Raw genomic sequence first — 15882 nt, 5'->3', positions numbered from 1 at the left:
TGCTGTTGTGCAGGGCTGTGTTGCTCGAAGCTGATTTGGAATGACCAAACTGCGCTTCTCGCGCCTTGCCCTGCACAACAGCAGACCCGGCGCGGTAGGGAAACTAATTGAGAACGCCCCCTAGCAGTCCTTAGCAGAATGAAGTTCGTCAGAAACTTCGTTTGTCGGCGTCGCTGAAGGCTGCGATCTTTCGTCCATCCTTTACGTCACCGCGCCAGGAATCCTGTTCATGAACCACCCGAACTTCGTCAGCCCTGACCTGATCCGCCAACGCTTCTCCAAAGCGATGTCCGACATGTACCGCGAGGAAGTGCCGTTGTACGGCGCGTTGATGGAACTGGTGGAACAGACTAACCGTCACGTGCTGGACAACGATGCGCAAATCCTGCGGCAGCTCACCAGCACCGGCGAAATCGAACGCCTGGACCTGGAACGGCATGGGGCGATCCGTGTCGGTACGGCCGATGAACTGGCGACCCTCGCCCGCCTGTTCGCGGTGATGGGCATGCAACCGGTGGGTTACTACGACCTGACACCGGCCGGTGTGCCAGTGCATTCCACGGCGTTTCGCGCGGTGCATGAAGCGTCGCTGCAGGTCAGCCCGTTCCGGGTGTTCACGTCGCTGTTGCGCCTGGAATTGATCGAAGACCTGGAGCTGCGAGCGTTCGCCCAGTCGATGCTCGACCAGCGTTCGATCTTCACCCCCACGGCCCTCACGCTCATCGAACTCGCCGAATCCCGGGGTGGCCTGACCGAGCAGCAAGCCCTGGACTTCGTCGAGCAGGCACTGGAAACGTTTCGCTGGCACCACAGCGCCACCGTCACCGCCGAACACTATCAACAGCTCAGCGCCCAGCATCGTCTGATCGCCGACGTGGTGGCGTTCAAGGGCCCGCACATCAACCACCTGACACCACGGACCCTGGACATCGACATCGTCCAGGCGCAGATGCCGGCCCATGGCATCACCCCCAAAGCGGTGATCGAAGGCCCGCCTCGCCGCCAGTGCCCGATCCTGCTGCGCCAGACCAGTTTCAAGGCCCTGGACGAGCCGATTGCCTTCACCGATCAAAGCGAGGCTCGCGGCAGCCACAGTGCCCGGTTCGGCGAGATCGAACAACGCGGTGCCGCCCTCACGCCCAAAGGCCGCGCACTCTACGACCGTTTGCTTAATGCCGCGCGGGACGAACTCAAGGACTTCCCCAACGAAGCCAACGCTGCGCGCTATAACGCCCTCATGGCGCAGCATTTCAGCGAGTTCCCTGACACCTGGGAAGGCATGCGCCAACAGGGCCTGGCTTACTTCCGCTACTTCGTGACGGAAAAGGGCCTGGCGGCGGGCGACCTGAAAAACGCGCCCCTGGAAGACCTGCTCAGCGACGGTTACCTGCGGGTAGAACCCCTGGTGTACGAAGACTTCCTGCCCGTCAGCGCGGCGGGGATTTTTCAGTCAAACCTGGGGGACGCGGCGCAAACCCGTTACGGCGCCCATGCCAACCAGCAAGCGTTCGAACAGGCCCTGGGGCGTTCGACGATCGATGAGCTGGAACTGTACGCCGAGAGCCAGCGGCGTTCGATCGAACAGTGTTTCGCCGCGTTGGCCGATGTTGCGTCAAGTCAATAAAAAACATGATTGAATGATTTGTCACAACTCAATAAAAACGGGCGACCTACAGGTCGCCCGTTTTTTTATATCCGAAACGTTCTATACAGCAAATAAAGTGTTCGCCCAGTGCAATGGCCTCGGCAATCCATGCACTGGTAAAGAGCCCTGACACTGGGCGAACGGAACGTATTTTAGTAGAAGCGGATTAATATGTCCGTACGCAAAAATGAAATTTATCGACACAATGTTTAACAAGATGTCGATTTAAATACTATGCAACACGGCATCTCAAACTCACCAGTTCGACCATTACGAGCTGATTATTTCTATACAAAACTTGCACAAAAACAATCGGCCCGTATAACGCCAATACTCAATATTAGTGCTTGCTGGTCACCGTCAATATGTCGGTATAAACCACGTTGACGCTTTGTCCGACTTTCAAGTCCTTGAGTTTGGCCTGGACTTCAGGTCGTTTGACGTCGACGGTCTTGGACTTGCCTTCCGGGTTTTCGAAGGTCACCTGGTTTTTCTTCAGGTCAATGCTGGTGATTTTCAGCTGCACTTTCACCTGACGGTACGCTTCGCCGCCGGGGTTGGGGCTACCTGGCGCTGTGCGCATTTCGCCGGTGGCTTCGGCGGTGCCGGGCAGGCCTTTGTCGACATCGGTGTCGAGGAAGGCTGCAACGGCGCTGGTAACCCTGATTTCCACCGTATCGCCAGCCTTGAGGTTGTCGAGGTTTTTCGCCTTGTCGGTCAACTGCACAGGGAACTCATTACCCTGCGGGCCTTTAAGGACCACGGAATGGTTCGCGGTATCTACCGAAACGACTTTGGTGGTGACCTGGTCAACCACCACAACTTCGGACAACGGGAGTTCGGCGGCAACCGCGCCAAAACTGGCGACAGACAGCAAGGTTGCGAGGGTGATGGCTTTGCTCAGTGCGTGGCGTTTCATAGGCAGAACATTCCCTGTGATAGATGGCAACAGACGGCGTTGAAACCGGGCTCAACGCCATGTGTGCGAGTGAGCATAGACGCTGTTCAGCGAGTGGTCGCGCCGCAGCGGTGATTTTCCTGACACGAGCGCCTAGTACCCGGTCATTTCCAGATAGCCCTGCCCTGCATGGCTGCCACTGAGGCGCACCGGGCCTTCCCAGTACGGAATGCGCAAGTCCATCCAGGCCTGGGGATTGAGCGCGGCAATGGTTATATCGAGGTGTCTGGCAGGGATTTTGATCGACCAGCGAATGGGCATCTCACGCCCGGCAACCCGGGCGGTGTCTTGCGGCGAGAGGCTGATGTCGCGGGCGTGCAGCAATTGTGTCTGGCCCCGGGCGTCGATCCAGGTGCCGGTGAGGTAAGGCTCACCGTCCTTTTGCCGCATACGATAAAGCATCACCTGCTCGCCGCTGTCCAGATGCAGGGAGAGCCAGTCCCAACCGGTCTGGTTGCTCGTCAGGGGCTGGCTGCTCCATTCCCGGTCGAGCCAGGCCGGGCCACTGACCCGAAAGGTCTTGCCGTCGATGTCCAGGGTCCCGCTGGCCTGGAAAAACGGCTGGCTGTAGTAATAAGAGGCCTGACCCTGTTCGGATTTCTGGCTGAAGCCCCGGTCCCCCTGAAGCACCAGCGGACCTGTCGAAGTCAACCGCAGCCGGTAGCTGAAACGCCGGTCGCTGGCACTGAGCTGCAGGTCGGCCAACGGGTCGTCGGCAGTCGCCTGGCTACTCAATTGCCAGTCGTCGATCCAGGCGTTGAACGGCGCGACGCTGACACCGGCTTGACCGACGCCGCCACGGGCATAACGTTCGGCCGCGTGATGCGCCGTCGCCGATGTCACCGCCGCGTGGCCGAGCCAGATCGTCTGATTCTGCCAGCCCAGCACCTCGGGGGCGGCTTTCAAGGCACTGCGGAACAAGGTCCATTGCGCGCCAAACTCATGCCCCTGATCGTCCTTCAGGTTGGCCGTGACGTACCACCACTCGATGCGAAAGCCGTCGTGCGGGCCGTGATCCGCCGGGAAGCTGAACACCCGACCGGGCACCACCGGGGTGAACGCAGCGGCCTGGTTGCCCAACCCGGCAAAGCCCTTCTCGACCGGTGCCGGTTGATCGCAACCGCTTGCCAGCAGCGCCAGGAGCAACACGCCGACTTTAATCTTCATGGGCAAACGTCCGCAGCAGGTCCGCCGGTTGCGTGCGGTACAAACGGTACAACGGCCAGGCCGAGGCCAGTAACGTCGCCACCAGCGCCAGCCCCATCAATTGCAACAGTTGCAATGGAAACACTCGCAACGGCAGTCGCCAGCCAAAGGCCTGCACGTTGATCACCGCGTCCAGGCACCACGCCAGGGCGATGCCCAGCGGCAACGCCAGCACCAGGGTCAATATCGCCAGCAGCCAGGTTTGCCCGAGGTTGAGCAACATCAAATGCCGACGCGTCACACCCAACGCCCACAATGGCGCCAGTTGCCCGAGACGGCTCTGGCTTTGGGTCAACAGGCTGATGAACAGCGCCACCCCCGCTACGCACAGCGTCAGGCTGTTGAGTGCGGCGGTGGCAGCGAAGGTGCGCTCGAAGACTTGCGTGGACCAGCCCTTGAGCCGCGCCTGATCGACGATGCGGCTGTCGTCCAGGGTAAATCGTGCCTGCAATGCCGTGACGAACGCCGGGATCGATGCCGGATCGATGCGCAGGTTGAAGCGGTTCGGAGTCAGTTGCGGCCAGCCGCGCAACAGGTGGCGGATGTTCACCAGGATGTGGCCCTTGGGATTGCCATAGTCGGCGTAGATCCCGACGATCCGTGGCGACCACGGGCCGGTGGGCGTCGGCAGCGTCAGGTGATCGCCCAGTTGCACTCGCAGGCGCCGGGCCAGTTGTTCGCTGAGCATCACCGCATCGTCCTTGGCCAGTCGCTCCCAAGGGTTGTCGCCCAAGGCTTCGAGCAGTGGCCAGTGCTGGCGATAGGTCGGATGGTCGATGATCCCGGACAGGTCCGTCGGCCAGCCCTGCAATTGAATCGAAACCTGCCAGTTGGGCAGCACGGCCACCAGTTGCGGCTGCTGGTTGAGCCAGCTGTGCAGGTCCCGAGCCTGGGCCGGGTTCTGTGGATTGAGGTAAAGCTCGGCCGTCAACCGTTGTTCGAGCCAATTGCTGAAGGTCTGGCGAAACCCTGCTGTCATGCTGCCGGCACCAATGTTCGCCGCCATGGCCAACAGCAGCGCCATCAAGGCCAGGCTCAACGCCGGCAGTTGCTGGCGGCAATCGGCAACAAACCACTGGCCGAGCACCGAGCGACTGCGCTGCGAAACGAGACTGAGCAGCGCGCTGAGCACCACCGGCAAGGCCAGCGCGGCACCGATCAACAGCGCGGCCATCAACACGAAGCCACTGATCAGGCTGTCGCCGAAGATCAACGCCAGCAACGCGATCACCCCGGCCATGGCCGCTACCCAACCCTGGCGTCGCAACCAGCGCGCATGGGCTTGATGCCAGGCCTGCGGATCGGCCAGCGCCAGCAATGGCAGACGCGCCGCCCGCAGCAGGCTGTTGGCCCCGGCCAGCAACGCGCCGATCAGACTCAAGCCGATACCACTGAACCACCACGACAGACCAAGGCTCAACTGCCCCGCCACTTCGGCACCATACAAGCCACGCAGGCTGGCGGCGACATCGGGTAACAGCACGCCGGCCAGCAGGTAGCCGCTGACCACCCCGGCCACACCGCCGATCAGGGCCAATCCACCCAATTCGACGGCAAGACAGGCCATCAGCATCCGCGCACTCACACCGCAGGCACGCAGGGTTCGGAGCAAGCTTCGCCGTTGCTCCAGCGCCAGCCCGATGGCGGCGTGCACGATAAACAGGCCGACCACGAACGACAGCACCCCCAGGGCATCGAGGTTCAGGTGAAAGCTTTCGGTCAGGCGCCTCAGGTTGTTTTCTTCGCCGGCGCGCTTGAGTTGCAACAGGCCTTTGAACGGCTCCGGCAACGGCGCGGTGAAATCCTTCGGTAACAGCAGCCGCGACAGTTGCTCCGGCAACCCCAGAATCTGCTGGGCAAAACCAATGTCTACCAGCAGCACGCCGGGCGCCATATCGGCCTGCACATGCAGCGGCGGCAGGGCCACGCCCGCCAGGTTCAGTGGCCGGTCACCCTCGCGCAAACCCATTGCCTGCAAGGTCTGCGACGATATCCAGGTACTGCCCGGCGGACTGAAAAAGCCGACCACCTGTTCAATCGCCAACGCCTGCCCGGCCACCGCTGCGCCCGCCGGCAGCGACACCGGCTCGATGCCCATCAACTGCAAGCGCTGCTCTTCGTGCCCCTTGAGCGTGACCCGGCCTTGCAGCACCGGTGACACCGGCCACCCCGCGCGCCGCAGATCGATAAACCATTGCTGGGGGAACGTGCCGCCACTGGGCGCACCGAGGCTGGCCTGAGGTTCGCCACCGATCAATTGACTGGCGCGGGCATAGCTGTCGCGGGCCTGGCTGTTGAGTGCCTGGACGCCGGTCAACAGACTGGTGGCCAGCCACAACCCGGTCAGCACACTGAAAAACTGCACCGGATGCTGCCGCCAGTGGCTGAGCAGTGCGCGCAGGGTTTCGCCAAAGATGCGCATGTCAGCGCTCGCCCGCAGCGGCCAGGCGACCGCCGCACAGCAGGGCTTTTTCCGCCAGCCGTGCCGCGACGCCAAGACTGTGGGTGACCATCAACAGGCTGGTGGGACTGTCGTCGAGCAATTCCAGCAGCAACTGCAACACCTCGGCACCGGTGGTTTCATCGAGGCTGCCGGTGGGCTCGTCGGCCAGCAACAATGGCGGACGCGACGCCAGCGCCCGGCCCAGCGCGACCCGTTGCTGCTGGCCGCCGGACAGTTGCTCGGGATAGCGCCGCAGCAGCTCGCCCAGGCCCAGGCGTTGCACCAAGTGCGCCTGCCAGCGTGGGTCATGACGCCCCGCCAGCCGCGCCTGAATCGCCAGGTTGTCTTCGACCCGCAGGCTGCCGATCAGGTTGAACTGCTGGAACACCAGGCCGATTTCCGTACGGCGCCAGTTCGCCAGTTGCCCTTCATTCATCTGTTCCAGGCGATGCGCGCCACTGCGGATGCTGCCGCGATCGACCTTGTCCAGCCCGGCGATCAGGTGCAACAAGGTGCTTTTGCCACTGCCCGACTCGCCCATCAGCGCCAGGCTGCTGCCGGGCCTGAGCGTCAGGTCGACGCCTTGCAGCACCGGCAGCGGCCCCTGCGGTGTGGCGTAGCTTTTGAAAACACCATGGACTTCAAGCATGGGTCAACCTGCTGGATAGGCGTGGCTCAAGGATAGCGGTCCTGAATGTTTTTTGTCCGTTGCTGATGATCGCCCCGCCCGCGCCCCGCACTACCCTCGAAGCTGGTCTAACCATAACGATAAAAAACGGAGACGCCATGCCTCGTTTCACCTTGAGCCCTCGTGGGCTGCTCGCTTGCCTGATCACTGCCTGCCTTGCGCAATCGGTGGTCGCCGCCGATGGACCGGTCGCAGCCAGCCCGCAAACCACGGCCAGTAACGCCGCCGTGCTGCAACAACTGCCCTTCACCGACCGCACCGACTACGAGTCGGTCACCAAGGGTCTGATCGCGCCGTTCAAGGGCCAGGTCAAGGACGCCTCGGGCAAGGTCATCTGGGATATCCAGGCCTATGACTTCCTCGCCAAAGACCAGGCCCCGGAGTCGGTCAACCCGAGCCTCTGGCGCCTGGCCCAACTCAGCGCCCATGCCGGATTGTTCGAAGTCAGCCCACGGCTGTATCAGGTACGCGGCCTCGACCTGGCCAACATGACCATCATCGAAGGCGACGACGGGCTGATCATCATCGACCCGCTGACCATGGCCGAAACCGCCAAGGCGGCACTGGACCTGTACTACCAGAACCGTCCGCGCAAACCGGTGGTGGCGGTGATCTACAGCCACACCCACGTCGACCACTTCGGTGGCGTGCGCGGGGTCATCGACGAAGCCGACGTCAAGGCCGGCAAGGTCAAGGTGTTCGCCCCCACCGGGTTCATGGAACACGTGATGAGCGAGAACGTCTACGCCGGCAATGCCATGAGCCGCCGCGCACAGTTCCAGTTCGGCAGCCTGCTGCCCCGTGGCGAAAAAGGCCAGGTCGACGCCGGCCTGGGCAAGAGCACACCGAGCGGCGGCACTGTCACCCTGATCCCGCCCACCGACCTGATCGACAAGGAACTGCAAACCCGCACCATCGCCGGTCTCGAGGTAGAGTTCCAGTTGACCCCGGGCACCGAGGCGCCGGCAGAGATGAACCTGTACCTGCCGCAATTGCGCGCCTTGTGCATGGCGGAAAACGCCACGCAAATGATGCACAACATCCTTACCCCCCGCGGCGCGCAAGTGCGTGACGCCAAGGCCTGGGCCGAGTACCTCGACGCCAGCCTGGCGCGTTACGGCGACAAGAGCGACGTGTTGTTCGCCCAGCACAACTGGCCGACCTGGGGTGGCGAACGCATCCGCACCTTCCTCGCCGACCAGCGCGACATGTACGCCTTCCTCAATGACCGCACCCTGCACCTGCTGAACCAGGGCCTGACGCCGCTGGAAATCGCCGATTCAATCAAGAAACTGCCCGGCAACCTCGACCAGAAGTGGTACACCCGTGGCTACTACGGCTCACTGAGTTTCAACACCCGGGCGGTGTATCAGCGCTACATGGGTTTCTATGACGGTAACCCGGCCAACCTCAATCCGCTGCCGCCGGTAGAAACGGCCAAGCGTTCGGTCGAGGCCATGGGCGGCGAAGCGGCAGTGCTTGAGAAAATGCAGGCGGCGATGGCCAAGGGTGAATACCGCTGGGCCGCGCAACTGGGCAATCAGGTGCTGTTCGCCAACCCGGACAACGGCGACGCCCGCAAAGTCCAGGCCCAGGCGTTGGAGCAAATGGGCTATCAAAGTGAAAACGCCACCTGGCGCAACATGTACCTGACCGGTGCCATGGAGCTGCGCAACGGCGTGCCACCCCATGCGGGCACTTCGGTATCGGTGGACATGGTGCGGGCGATGAGCCCGCAGATGTTCTTCGACTTCCTGGCGGTGCGCCTGGACAGTGAAAAGGCCGTAGGCCATGACCTGACCCTGAACTGGACCTTCGATGACCTGAGCAAGGACTTCAACCTGACCCTGCGCAATGGCGTGCTGACCCACCGTGCAGGGCTCAATGCTCAGGCGGATGCCAGCGTGACCATGAGCAAGGCCACCCTGGAACAGATCAGCCTCAAGCAACTGGATATTCCGACGGCAATCCAGAAAGGTCTGATCAAGTTGCAAGGCAATGGCAAGAAGCTTGGGGAGTTGATGAGCAGCCTCGATACGTTTGCGCCGCAGTTCAATATTGTCACGCCTTGACCGGATGACGCGGGAAACCGCGTCGCCTTCATCGCGAGTAGGCTCGCTCCCACACTGGATCTGTGCCATTCACAAATGCTGTGAACAACCCGATCCCCTGTGGGAGCGAGCTTGCTCGCGATGGCTTTGTGTCAGGCGATGATTGTTTTGTGGGTGTACATATCCCTTGCTGCGGTCACGGCCACTCAGGGTTCCGCCCTTACGGCGGGTCACTTGGAAAAGCCCCAAGTAACCAAGGGCTCTTGCCCCTGACGTTCGGTGCCTCGCCTAGGCTCGGCATGCCCTCGCTCCGGTCCTGCTCCGTGGGCCCGCCGCCATCGGCCATCCATGGCCGGGGGCGGCTAACCCGAGGCGGCCTACCGGCCGGCCTGTTTGCCGGGTTCGTTCGTCTGTGAGTACCTGATTGACTGTCAGGTCGCCATCGCGAGCAAGCTCGCTCCCACAGGGGGCCGGGTTGTTCACAGCATTTGTGAACGACACAGATCCTCTGTGGGAGCGAGCTTGCTCGCGATGCGGTTCAGGCAGACACCACTTCAACCACCGGCATTTTCCAGCGCTGATTGACCACCTGCTGCCCGGGTCCATACAGGCGCAGGACCAGGGTGAACGCTCCGCTTGCAGGCGTCGGCAACCAGTTGCTCTGCTCCGGCGGAGCGACGTTCTGCAGGATCAACGTCAACCCACCATCCGCATCTTCCTGCAACTGATCCCGGCTGCTCAGGCAGTAGCGATTGATCGGGTTGGCCACCAGTTGCCGGTCCGGCAAGTCATACAGCGTCAGCGACCAGAACTCGCTGGCCGGCGGCAATTGACCCGCTGCGAAACGCAGGCGATAGCTTCGCCCACCCTGCAAGGGTTGCCCCTGATTATCCAGGCGAGTGCCGGTGTAGAAGGCCTCTTCCACGCTGTTGCCGTAGATGCCGACATTCGCCGCGACAGCGCGGTTGAGGTAATTGCCGTTCAGCGCTTCGCGAGTGCCGAACAGCCCGAGGGTGGTGCGAACCTGGCTCACCGCGGTTTGCAGTTGCGCCTGGGCGTCTTGAATCCCGGCGAGCAGTGCCTGGCGCGTTGCTTGCGGCAACGTCGCCGGGTCGAAACCTTGGCCGGGCACGATGCCGATCCGTGCAAAGCGCGCGCGCAAGGCTTGTTCGGACGGTTGCGTGGGGCACAGGCTGAGGATCTGGTTCAGCGCCGGGATAAACTCCAGCCCCAACCCGGTCTTGCTGTCCCAGGGGCGCCAGTCAATGGCTGGCGCAGCCACAGGCGGCGCACTGCCGATGTATTCATGCAACGAACGCAAACCGTATTGCTGCTGCAAGGCACGCACCGCCGGCAGGTCCCCGGCGTTTTTCAGGCCCGTTCTCCCAAGCACCATGACGATTTCGGTTTCACTGCGCAGCACAGCCTTGACGCCGTCCGGTGTCGGGCCTTGCCAGTGGGGTCCGGCGATCAGGTAATTCCCCGCATCGCGACCGGTGCTGAGCACGCCGACATAGGCAAAGTTGTGGGTGTACTGGTCGACCAGTTGAAGCACGTAATAGCGGTCGTCAGGCACGGCCGGCACACTCAACACCTGCGGCTCGCTGCGCAGGTCAAGCCACGCCCAGGAGTACGGCGTGTCGTTGTTCGGCGTGACGATGTCGCGGTTGTTCGGGGTAAACAACTCGCTGTAATGACGAAAGCGGTTGAAGCCGCCAACGTACTCCGGCGCGGCCGGCTTGAGCGCCTGTTTTTCCATGGTCTGGTAATGCATGAGCATGGGGTACGCGTAAATCCACGCCTCTTTGGCAATCTGCCGAGGGTCATCGGAATCACCGGCCAGCAGCCGGCGTGGAAACATCAGACTTGCTCCCAATATCCCCATGCCGCCCAGCAACCGGCGGCGACTGAAAATCAGGTTCATGATTCGATCCTCGCAATCGTCGGCAACTGATAACTCCCGTCCAATGCCCCGCCCTTGGGCAGGTACAGGCGCAACAGCAGGTTGAACGGACCTTGCGGCGTCGGCAGCCAGTTGCCCTGCGGCGCAGCCTTGGGCGCATCGGCTTGCAGGATCAGGGTCAAGCCGCCGTCGGCATCGTATTGTAGACCAGGGCTGCGGTCGCCCAGGGCGTAACGCTGGATCGGGTTGGCCACCAGCAACTGGGTTTTGCCGTCATACAGGGTCAGCGACCAGAACGCATTCACCGGCGGCAATTGCCCGGCGGGAAAATGCAGGCGATAGGCGTGTTGGCCGTTGAGCTCCTGCCCCTTTGCATCGTGCAACGCCATCGGGTACAGCGCTTCCACCGCATCGTTGGCGTAGATGTAGCGCCAGGCGACTGCGGCACGGGTCAGGTCATCGTCACCAAACTTGCCGACGTTGGGCGGCGACGGCAACCAGCCCTGCTGTTCCACCGATAGTTGGCTGGAGGCTGCGCGGACCTGTTCGCGACCGGCTTCGGCGCCCTGTGCGACGGCTTCGTTCAAGTCCGCCGGGGCCTGGAATCCGGCCCCCGGTTTCACCCCGATGGCGGCGAAACGGGCCAGTTTCTTTTGTTCGCTGGCGGTCCATTGATGCAAGGGGGCCAGCGCGTTGAAGGTGCTGAACAACACCTGCGCCGGCCCGTGCCTAGTGTCCGTGTACGCTGGCAGTTGCAGCGGTACCAAGGGTTCAGGGGGCGCGCTGCCATTGACTTTGGACAGCGGTTGCAAGGCGTAGCCCCTCAGCACTTGCGCGGCGTCTTTCTGATCCGCTTCGCCCTTGACCTCGGTCCGTCCCAACAGGAAGACCAGCCGGCTCGGTGAGCGAATCACCGCGCTGAACCCCGATGGCGCGGGCCCCTTCCAGTCCGGCCCGACAATCAGGTAGCGCCCCGCCTTGTCACCCGTGGCGCGAGTGCCGATGTAGTCGAGGTTGTCGGTGCGCATGTCCACCAGCTGGAAACTGTAGTAGCGACCTTGCACGGCCGGTACGTCAAGCACCACAGGTTCGCTGCGCAAGTCCAGCAAGGCACGGGAATAGAAGGTGTCGTTGTTGGGCGACACCACTTTGTTGTCTTGCGGGCCGAGCAGGCGCGGTTCGCTGTAGAGACGGTTGAACGGCAGTTTCGCGGCGATGGCGCTGAGCACTTTGTCGTGTTCGACGGTGGCGTAGGCGAACACGTAGGCCTCCTGCGCCAGGTCTTTGGCTTGCTGTTGGTCGAGGGTTGCGGCGTGAACAGTACCCAGGCTCGCGCCCAGGGCCAGAGCGGATATCCAGTAGCGCATGGCAGATCTCCTGGTAGATAAATATCAACACACACTGATCCCTGTGGGAGCGAGCTTGCTCGCGATGAAGCCGGAACATCCAACATTGATGTCATCTGACACGCCGCCATCGCGAGCCAGCTCGCTCCCACAAGGGATTTACGGTGCCTCCCGGTTTATTTGGCCCAACGCCTCAGGTCCGACGGGGTGTAGTCGTCGGTCTTGGCGGCGAAGCCCACGCGCATCGGCTCGGTCTCTTCGTTGGCCAGGCCGCCGGCGTAGTAGCGTCCGGAGATCAGGTCATAGGAGGTTTCCAGCACGTTGTAGGTGAAGCCGTGGTCGTACTGCTGGATCGCGTGCAGTTCACCGCTGCGCCACAGTTCACCGCGACTGTCGTACTGGTCCGACTGGGCGATCTGCCAGCTGTCTTCGTCCACATAGAAGCGACGTTTGGCGTAGATGTGCCGGGCACCGGGCTTGAGGGTCGCTTCGACCACCCACACGCGGTGCTTCTCGTAGCGGGCCAGGTCCTGATTGACGTGGTTGGGCTTGATCACGGTGTCGTACTTGAGGTCGCGGCTGCCGATCTTGTAGCTGTTGTAAGGGATGAACAGCTCTTGCTTGCCCACCAGTTTCCAGTCGAAACGGTCCGGCGCGCCGTTGTAGCCATCGATGTTGTCGGCGGTGATCAGGCCGTTGCTGTAACGGGCGCTGTTGTCGTAGGCGATCATCGGCGCACGGCGTACGCGACGTTGCCCCGGCAGGTACTGCCAGGCCGAACGCGGCTCGGCGACCTGGTCAATCGGCTCGTGCACCAGCACCGCCTCACCGGACAGACGCGCCGGTTCCAGCACCCGGCTCTTGAACATGAACAGGATGTTCGAGCCCGGTTCCAGCCCGCCCACGGTGTCGGCAAAGTTGATCAAGGACTGGTTGCGCACGTAGCTGGTGGCGCCATTTTCACGCACCAGCGCGGCGCTGCTGATGCGCTCGTAACTGCCGCCGCGATAACGGGTCATGTGGTTCCACATCACCTCCAGGCCTTCGGTGGGCAACGGAAACGGAATGCCCCTGGCATAGTCGTGCAAGCCGTTGCCGCCGTCGGCCATGCTGGTCTTGGCGACGTTCTCACGACTGGCCGCCAGTACCTCCTTGGGCAGGTTGGCGCTGCGATGGCTCGGGTAGATGTTCATCTTGTAGGTGTCGGGAAAACGCTTGAACAACGCGATTTGCCCGGGGCTGAGAAACTTCTGGTATTGCGTCAGGTTCTGCGCGGTGACGGTGAACAACGGCTTCTCGGCGGCATACGGATCGCTGTAGCCGCCCTTGCTGTCGACGGTGCCGGCGTTGCTCGCCAGACCACCGGTCCAGGCCGGAATGCTGCCGTCGGCATTGGCCGCCATTTCCGAGCCCATGGGGGTCAGGGTCTTGCCCAGTGCCGTCGAATCGGTGCCTTTGGCCTGGGCCAGGCCGACGGTGCAGGCCAGGGCCAGCACGCACAATTGCATACGCATAACGGTTCTCCTTAGAAGTCTGCCTTGAAGCTGACGGATGCAAAATCGCGGTCGTCGAGGGTGCTGTAGTCGTTGGAACCGAAGAACGTGTTGTAGGCCAGTTCCACGCTGTAGTCGTTCATGTAGACGCCGGTCAGGCTCACGCCCAGCGCTTGCTGGCCTTCCTGGAACGGCCCTTGCGGATCGTAGGAATAGCCCGAGACGTCATGCCGCCAGTTGACGGCCGGAATCAGGTTGATGCCTGGCAACACATCGCTGTATTCGAGGCTGGCGCGCAGGCGATACCCCCACGACCAATCGGTGGCAAAGCCCTTGTCGGTGCAGTATTGGTTGGTCACACCTGAAGCCACCGTGTTGCACGGCGTGCCGTTGCGCGGGGCGCTGCGGCCGAACGCGGCGTTACGGCCCAGGCGCTCGTCCCCCAGATCGTCGATGTGCACGACACCGGCCTCACCGAACAGGCTCAGGCGCGTGGCGCCCAGCACGTTGTCGATGGCCTGGGTGGCCGAACCGGTCAACTGCCAGACGCCCTTGCGCTCCCACGCATCGAACTGGCTGCCATTGGTGGTGCTGAAGCCGGGCGGCAACTGCAACCAAGAACTGCCCCCCGGTCCGGAAATCACCGCAACGTTGACGTCGGGCGCGTTGATCGCGATCGGCATGTTCGGCCGGTAGCTCAACTCACCGGCCAGGGAAATCCCGGTGACAGGCTCGACGCCGTTGAGGCTGATGCCGTACAGGCGAATATTTTCCGGGAAGGCCGCCGCATAGCTCGGCCCCTGGATACCACCGGGGAAGGTACCGGGCACGGCGGTGTTCCTGGCGTTAATGGTGAAGTACGGCAACCGCGAGTGATAGTTGATGTAGTAGATCGCCGCTTCCGCATCGTTGAGCGCCGGGATCATCTGGCGCAAGGCGAAGCCGAACTGGCCGTTGTCGGACGGCGATTCGTTGCCCCGGGACGTGGCGAACAAACCAGCGGCCTGCATCTGTTGATCGGTCTGCACCTGGCTCAGGTACAGCGGCCCGCAACCCGGCTGGATCACATCACTGCTGGCGAAGAAGGTGCCGCAACCGTCGAGTACGCTGGGGCGCCAGTTGTACAGGTAGAAACCTTCGAGGTTGGTGGTGTCGGTCAGGCCGAAGCTGAAGGAGACCATCTCCACCGGCAACTGGCCTTCCTTGATCTCCACGCCGGGACGGTTGAACGCCGAGATGTCCAACGGGTTGATCACGTTGATGCCGTTCTGGATCAGCAGCGCTTCGCCCCAGGACAACACCTGGTTACCGACCTTTACGTTCAGCGGATGTTCGGCCACCTGGAAGTCTTTCCAGACGTAGGCATCGAGCACCTCGAAGCCCTTGAATTTTGACAGGTCGTCCCAGCCCGAATCGTCGAAATCCTTGAAGCGGCCATTGCCGGTTTCATAGGCATGGTCGTACCAGTACTTGAAGCGAATGAACGCACCCTGGCCCTGGCCATCGAGACTGATATCGGTGAGCCCCTTGAAGAGTTGCGAGATGGGGTCGCCCTTCTTGAAGTTCAGCCGGTTGTCGTCGGCGCTGACGCTGGTGCCATTGGCATTTACGCCTTGGGCCTGCAAGGCGTTGGCGCGGGTCATCAGGCTCTTGTCAGGGTTTTGCGTCGACCAGCTGCTGCCCAGGCTCAGGCTGGTCTTGGTCGACAGGCTCCAGTCTTCGTTGAGGTCAAATGTGGTGGCGTAGGTTGGCCCCGTCAGTACGGCAAGAATCGCCAGCGCAAGGGGTTGCGGGCGAGTGTGGCCAAGCCGGTGAAGCCGTTGGCGGACTCCGGCTGTGGCCGAGCGTTTTTTTATCATTATTAGGCTCCGGTCAGGTTTGCTCAGCCCGGACACGGTGCCCAACTATCGGCCCCGACACGCAAGCGATGGCCGACAAAAAATAATCATCGGGGGGATCTGCGGGGGGCTTCGGTTAATTTCTGAAGGCGTACATATCCGTTTCTGCGGATGCGGTCACCTGTAGGAGCGAGCCTGCTCGCGAAGGACGTCAACGATAACGCGTGTTGTCTGAATGAACGCGGTGTCTGGACGTTTTTCGCGAGCAAGCTCGCTCCCACAGGTATCGAGTACATCTGCAAGATTTCGGT

At 62.1% G+C, this 15882-nt stretch carries 10 protein-coding genes; 2 read left to right on the top strand and 8 right to left on the bottom strand.

The features are described 5' to 3' along the window. Positions 1–229: 229 nt before the first annotated feature. The gene (locus tag KW840_RS16965; RefSeq protein ID WP_218496430.1) at positions 230–1624 is read left to right on the top strand and encodes a VOC family protein; all 1395 of its coding nucleotides are present in this window, start codon (positions 230–232) and stop codon (positions 1622–1624) included. 361 nt (positions 1625–1985) lie between these two features. Here KW840_RS16965 and KW840_RS16960 read toward each other — a convergent pair whose 3' ends face one another. The 4 genes from KW840_RS16960 to KW840_RS16945 form a co-directional block, all read right to left on the bottom strand. Beyond that, on the bottom strand, positions 1986–2564 hold the full coding sequence (locus tag KW840_RS16960; RefSeq protein ID WP_154862343.1) for a hypothetical protein: 579 nt from the start codon (positions 2562–2564) through the stop codon (positions 1986–1988). Between the two features lie 132 nt (positions 2565–2696). Beyond that, on the bottom strand, positions 2697–3770 hold the full coding sequence (locus KW840_RS16955; RefSeq protein WP_218496428.1) for a lipocalin-like domain-containing protein: 1074 nt from the start codon (positions 3768–3770) through the stop codon (positions 2697–2699). Then, on the bottom strand, positions 3760–6231 hold the full coding sequence (locus tag KW840_RS16950) for an ABC transporter permease (protein WP_218496426.1): 2472 nt from the start codon (positions 6229–6231) through the stop codon (positions 3760–3762). Before KW840_RS16950 ends, KW840_RS16955 begins: the two co-directional genes overlap by 11 nt. A 1-nt stretch (position 6232) precedes the next feature. Next, positions 6233–6901, bottom strand: a complete 669-nt coding sequence (locus KW840_RS16945) for an ABC transporter ATP-binding protein (protein ID WP_218496424.1) — start codon at positions 6899–6901, stop codon at positions 6233–6235. A gap of 137 nt (positions 6902–7038) precedes the next feature. On the opposite strand from KW840_RS16945, the gene KW840_RS16940 reads away from it, so the two are divergent. After that, positions 7039–9012 (top strand): alkyl/aryl-sulfatase, encoded by a 1974-nt coding sequence (locus KW840_RS16940; protein WP_218496422.1) that lies wholly within the window; start codon positions 7039–7041, stop codon positions 9010–9012. Positions 9013–9529: 517 nt separating this feature from the next. On the opposite strand, the gene KW840_RS16935 is transcribed toward KW840_RS16940, so the two are convergent. From KW840_RS16935 to KW840_RS16920, 4 genes are all read right to left on the bottom strand, one after another. Next, entirely contained in the window at positions 9530–10915 is a 1386-nt protein-coding gene (locus KW840_RS16935; protein WP_218496420.1) for a DUF1254 domain-containing protein, read from the bottom strand. Beyond that, positions 10912–12261, bottom strand: a complete 1350-nt coding sequence (locus KW840_RS16930; RefSeq protein WP_218496418.1) for a DUF1254 domain-containing protein — start codon at positions 12259–12261, stop codon at positions 10912–10914. Before KW840_RS16930 ends, KW840_RS16935 begins: the two co-directional genes overlap by 4 nt. Positions 12262–12416: 155 nt before the next feature. Then, positions 12417–13754, bottom strand: a complete 1338-nt coding sequence (locus KW840_RS16925; RefSeq protein ID WP_218496416.1) for a DUF1329 domain-containing protein — start codon at positions 13752–13754, stop codon at positions 12417–12419. An 11-nt stretch (positions 13755–13765) separates the two neighbouring features. After that, on the bottom strand, positions 13766–15592 hold the full coding sequence (locus KW840_RS16920) for a DUF1302 domain-containing protein (RefSeq protein WP_218496414.1): 1827 nt from the start codon (positions 15590–15592) through the stop codon (positions 13766–13768). Between the last annotated feature and the right edge of the window lie 290 nt (positions 15593–15882).

The organism is Pseudomonas sp. PDM30 (assembly GCF_019218985.1).
Taxonomy (GTDB): Bacteria; Pseudomonadota; Gammaproteobacteria; order Pseudomonadales; family Pseudomonadaceae; genus Aquipseudomonas; species Aquipseudomonas jessenii.
This window is presented reverse-complemented; position numbering and strand designations above follow the sequence as displayed.

Bases quoted from the DNA above. Each gene is read 5' to 3' on its own strand.
- KW840_RS16950 (WP_218496426.1), bottom strand. From the start codon at position 6,231: ATGCGCATCTTTGGCGAAACCCTGCGCGCACTGCTCAGCCACTGGCGG.
- KW840_RS16925 (WP_218496416.1), bottom strand. From the start codon at position 13,754: ATGCGTATGCAATTGTGCGTGCTGGCCCTGGCCTGCACCGTCGGCCTG.
- KW840_RS16965 (WP_218496430.1), top strand. From the start codon at position 230: ATGAACCACCCGAACTTCGTCAGCCCTGACCTGATCCGCCAACGCTTC.
- KW840_RS16955 (WP_218496428.1), bottom strand. From the start codon at position 3,770: ATGAAGATTAAAGTCGGCGTGTTGCTCCTGGCGCTGCTGGCAAGCGGT.
- KW840_RS16920 (WP_218496414.1), bottom strand. From the start codon at position 15,592: ATGATAAAAAAACGCTCGGCCACAGCCGGAGTCCGCCAACGGCTTCAC.
- KW840_RS16960 (WP_154862343.1), bottom strand. From the start codon at position 2,564: ATGAAACGCCACGCACTGAGCAAAGCCATCACCCTCGCAACCTTGCTG.
- KW840_RS16940 (WP_218496422.1), top strand. From the start codon at position 7,039: ATGCCTCGTTTCACCTTGAGCCCTCGTGGGCTGCTCGCTTGCCTGATC.
- KW840_RS16945 (WP_218496424.1), bottom strand. From the start codon at position 6,901: ATGCTTGAAGTCCATGGTGTTTTCAAAAGCTACGCCACACCGCAGGGG.
- KW840_RS16930 (WP_218496418.1), bottom strand. From the start codon at position 12,261: ATGCGCTACTGGATATCCGCTCTGGCCCTGGGCGCGAGCCTGGGTACT.
- KW840_RS16935 (WP_218496420.1), bottom strand. From the start codon at position 10,915: ATGAACCTGATTTTCAGTCGCCGCCGGTTGCTGGGCGGCATGGGGATA.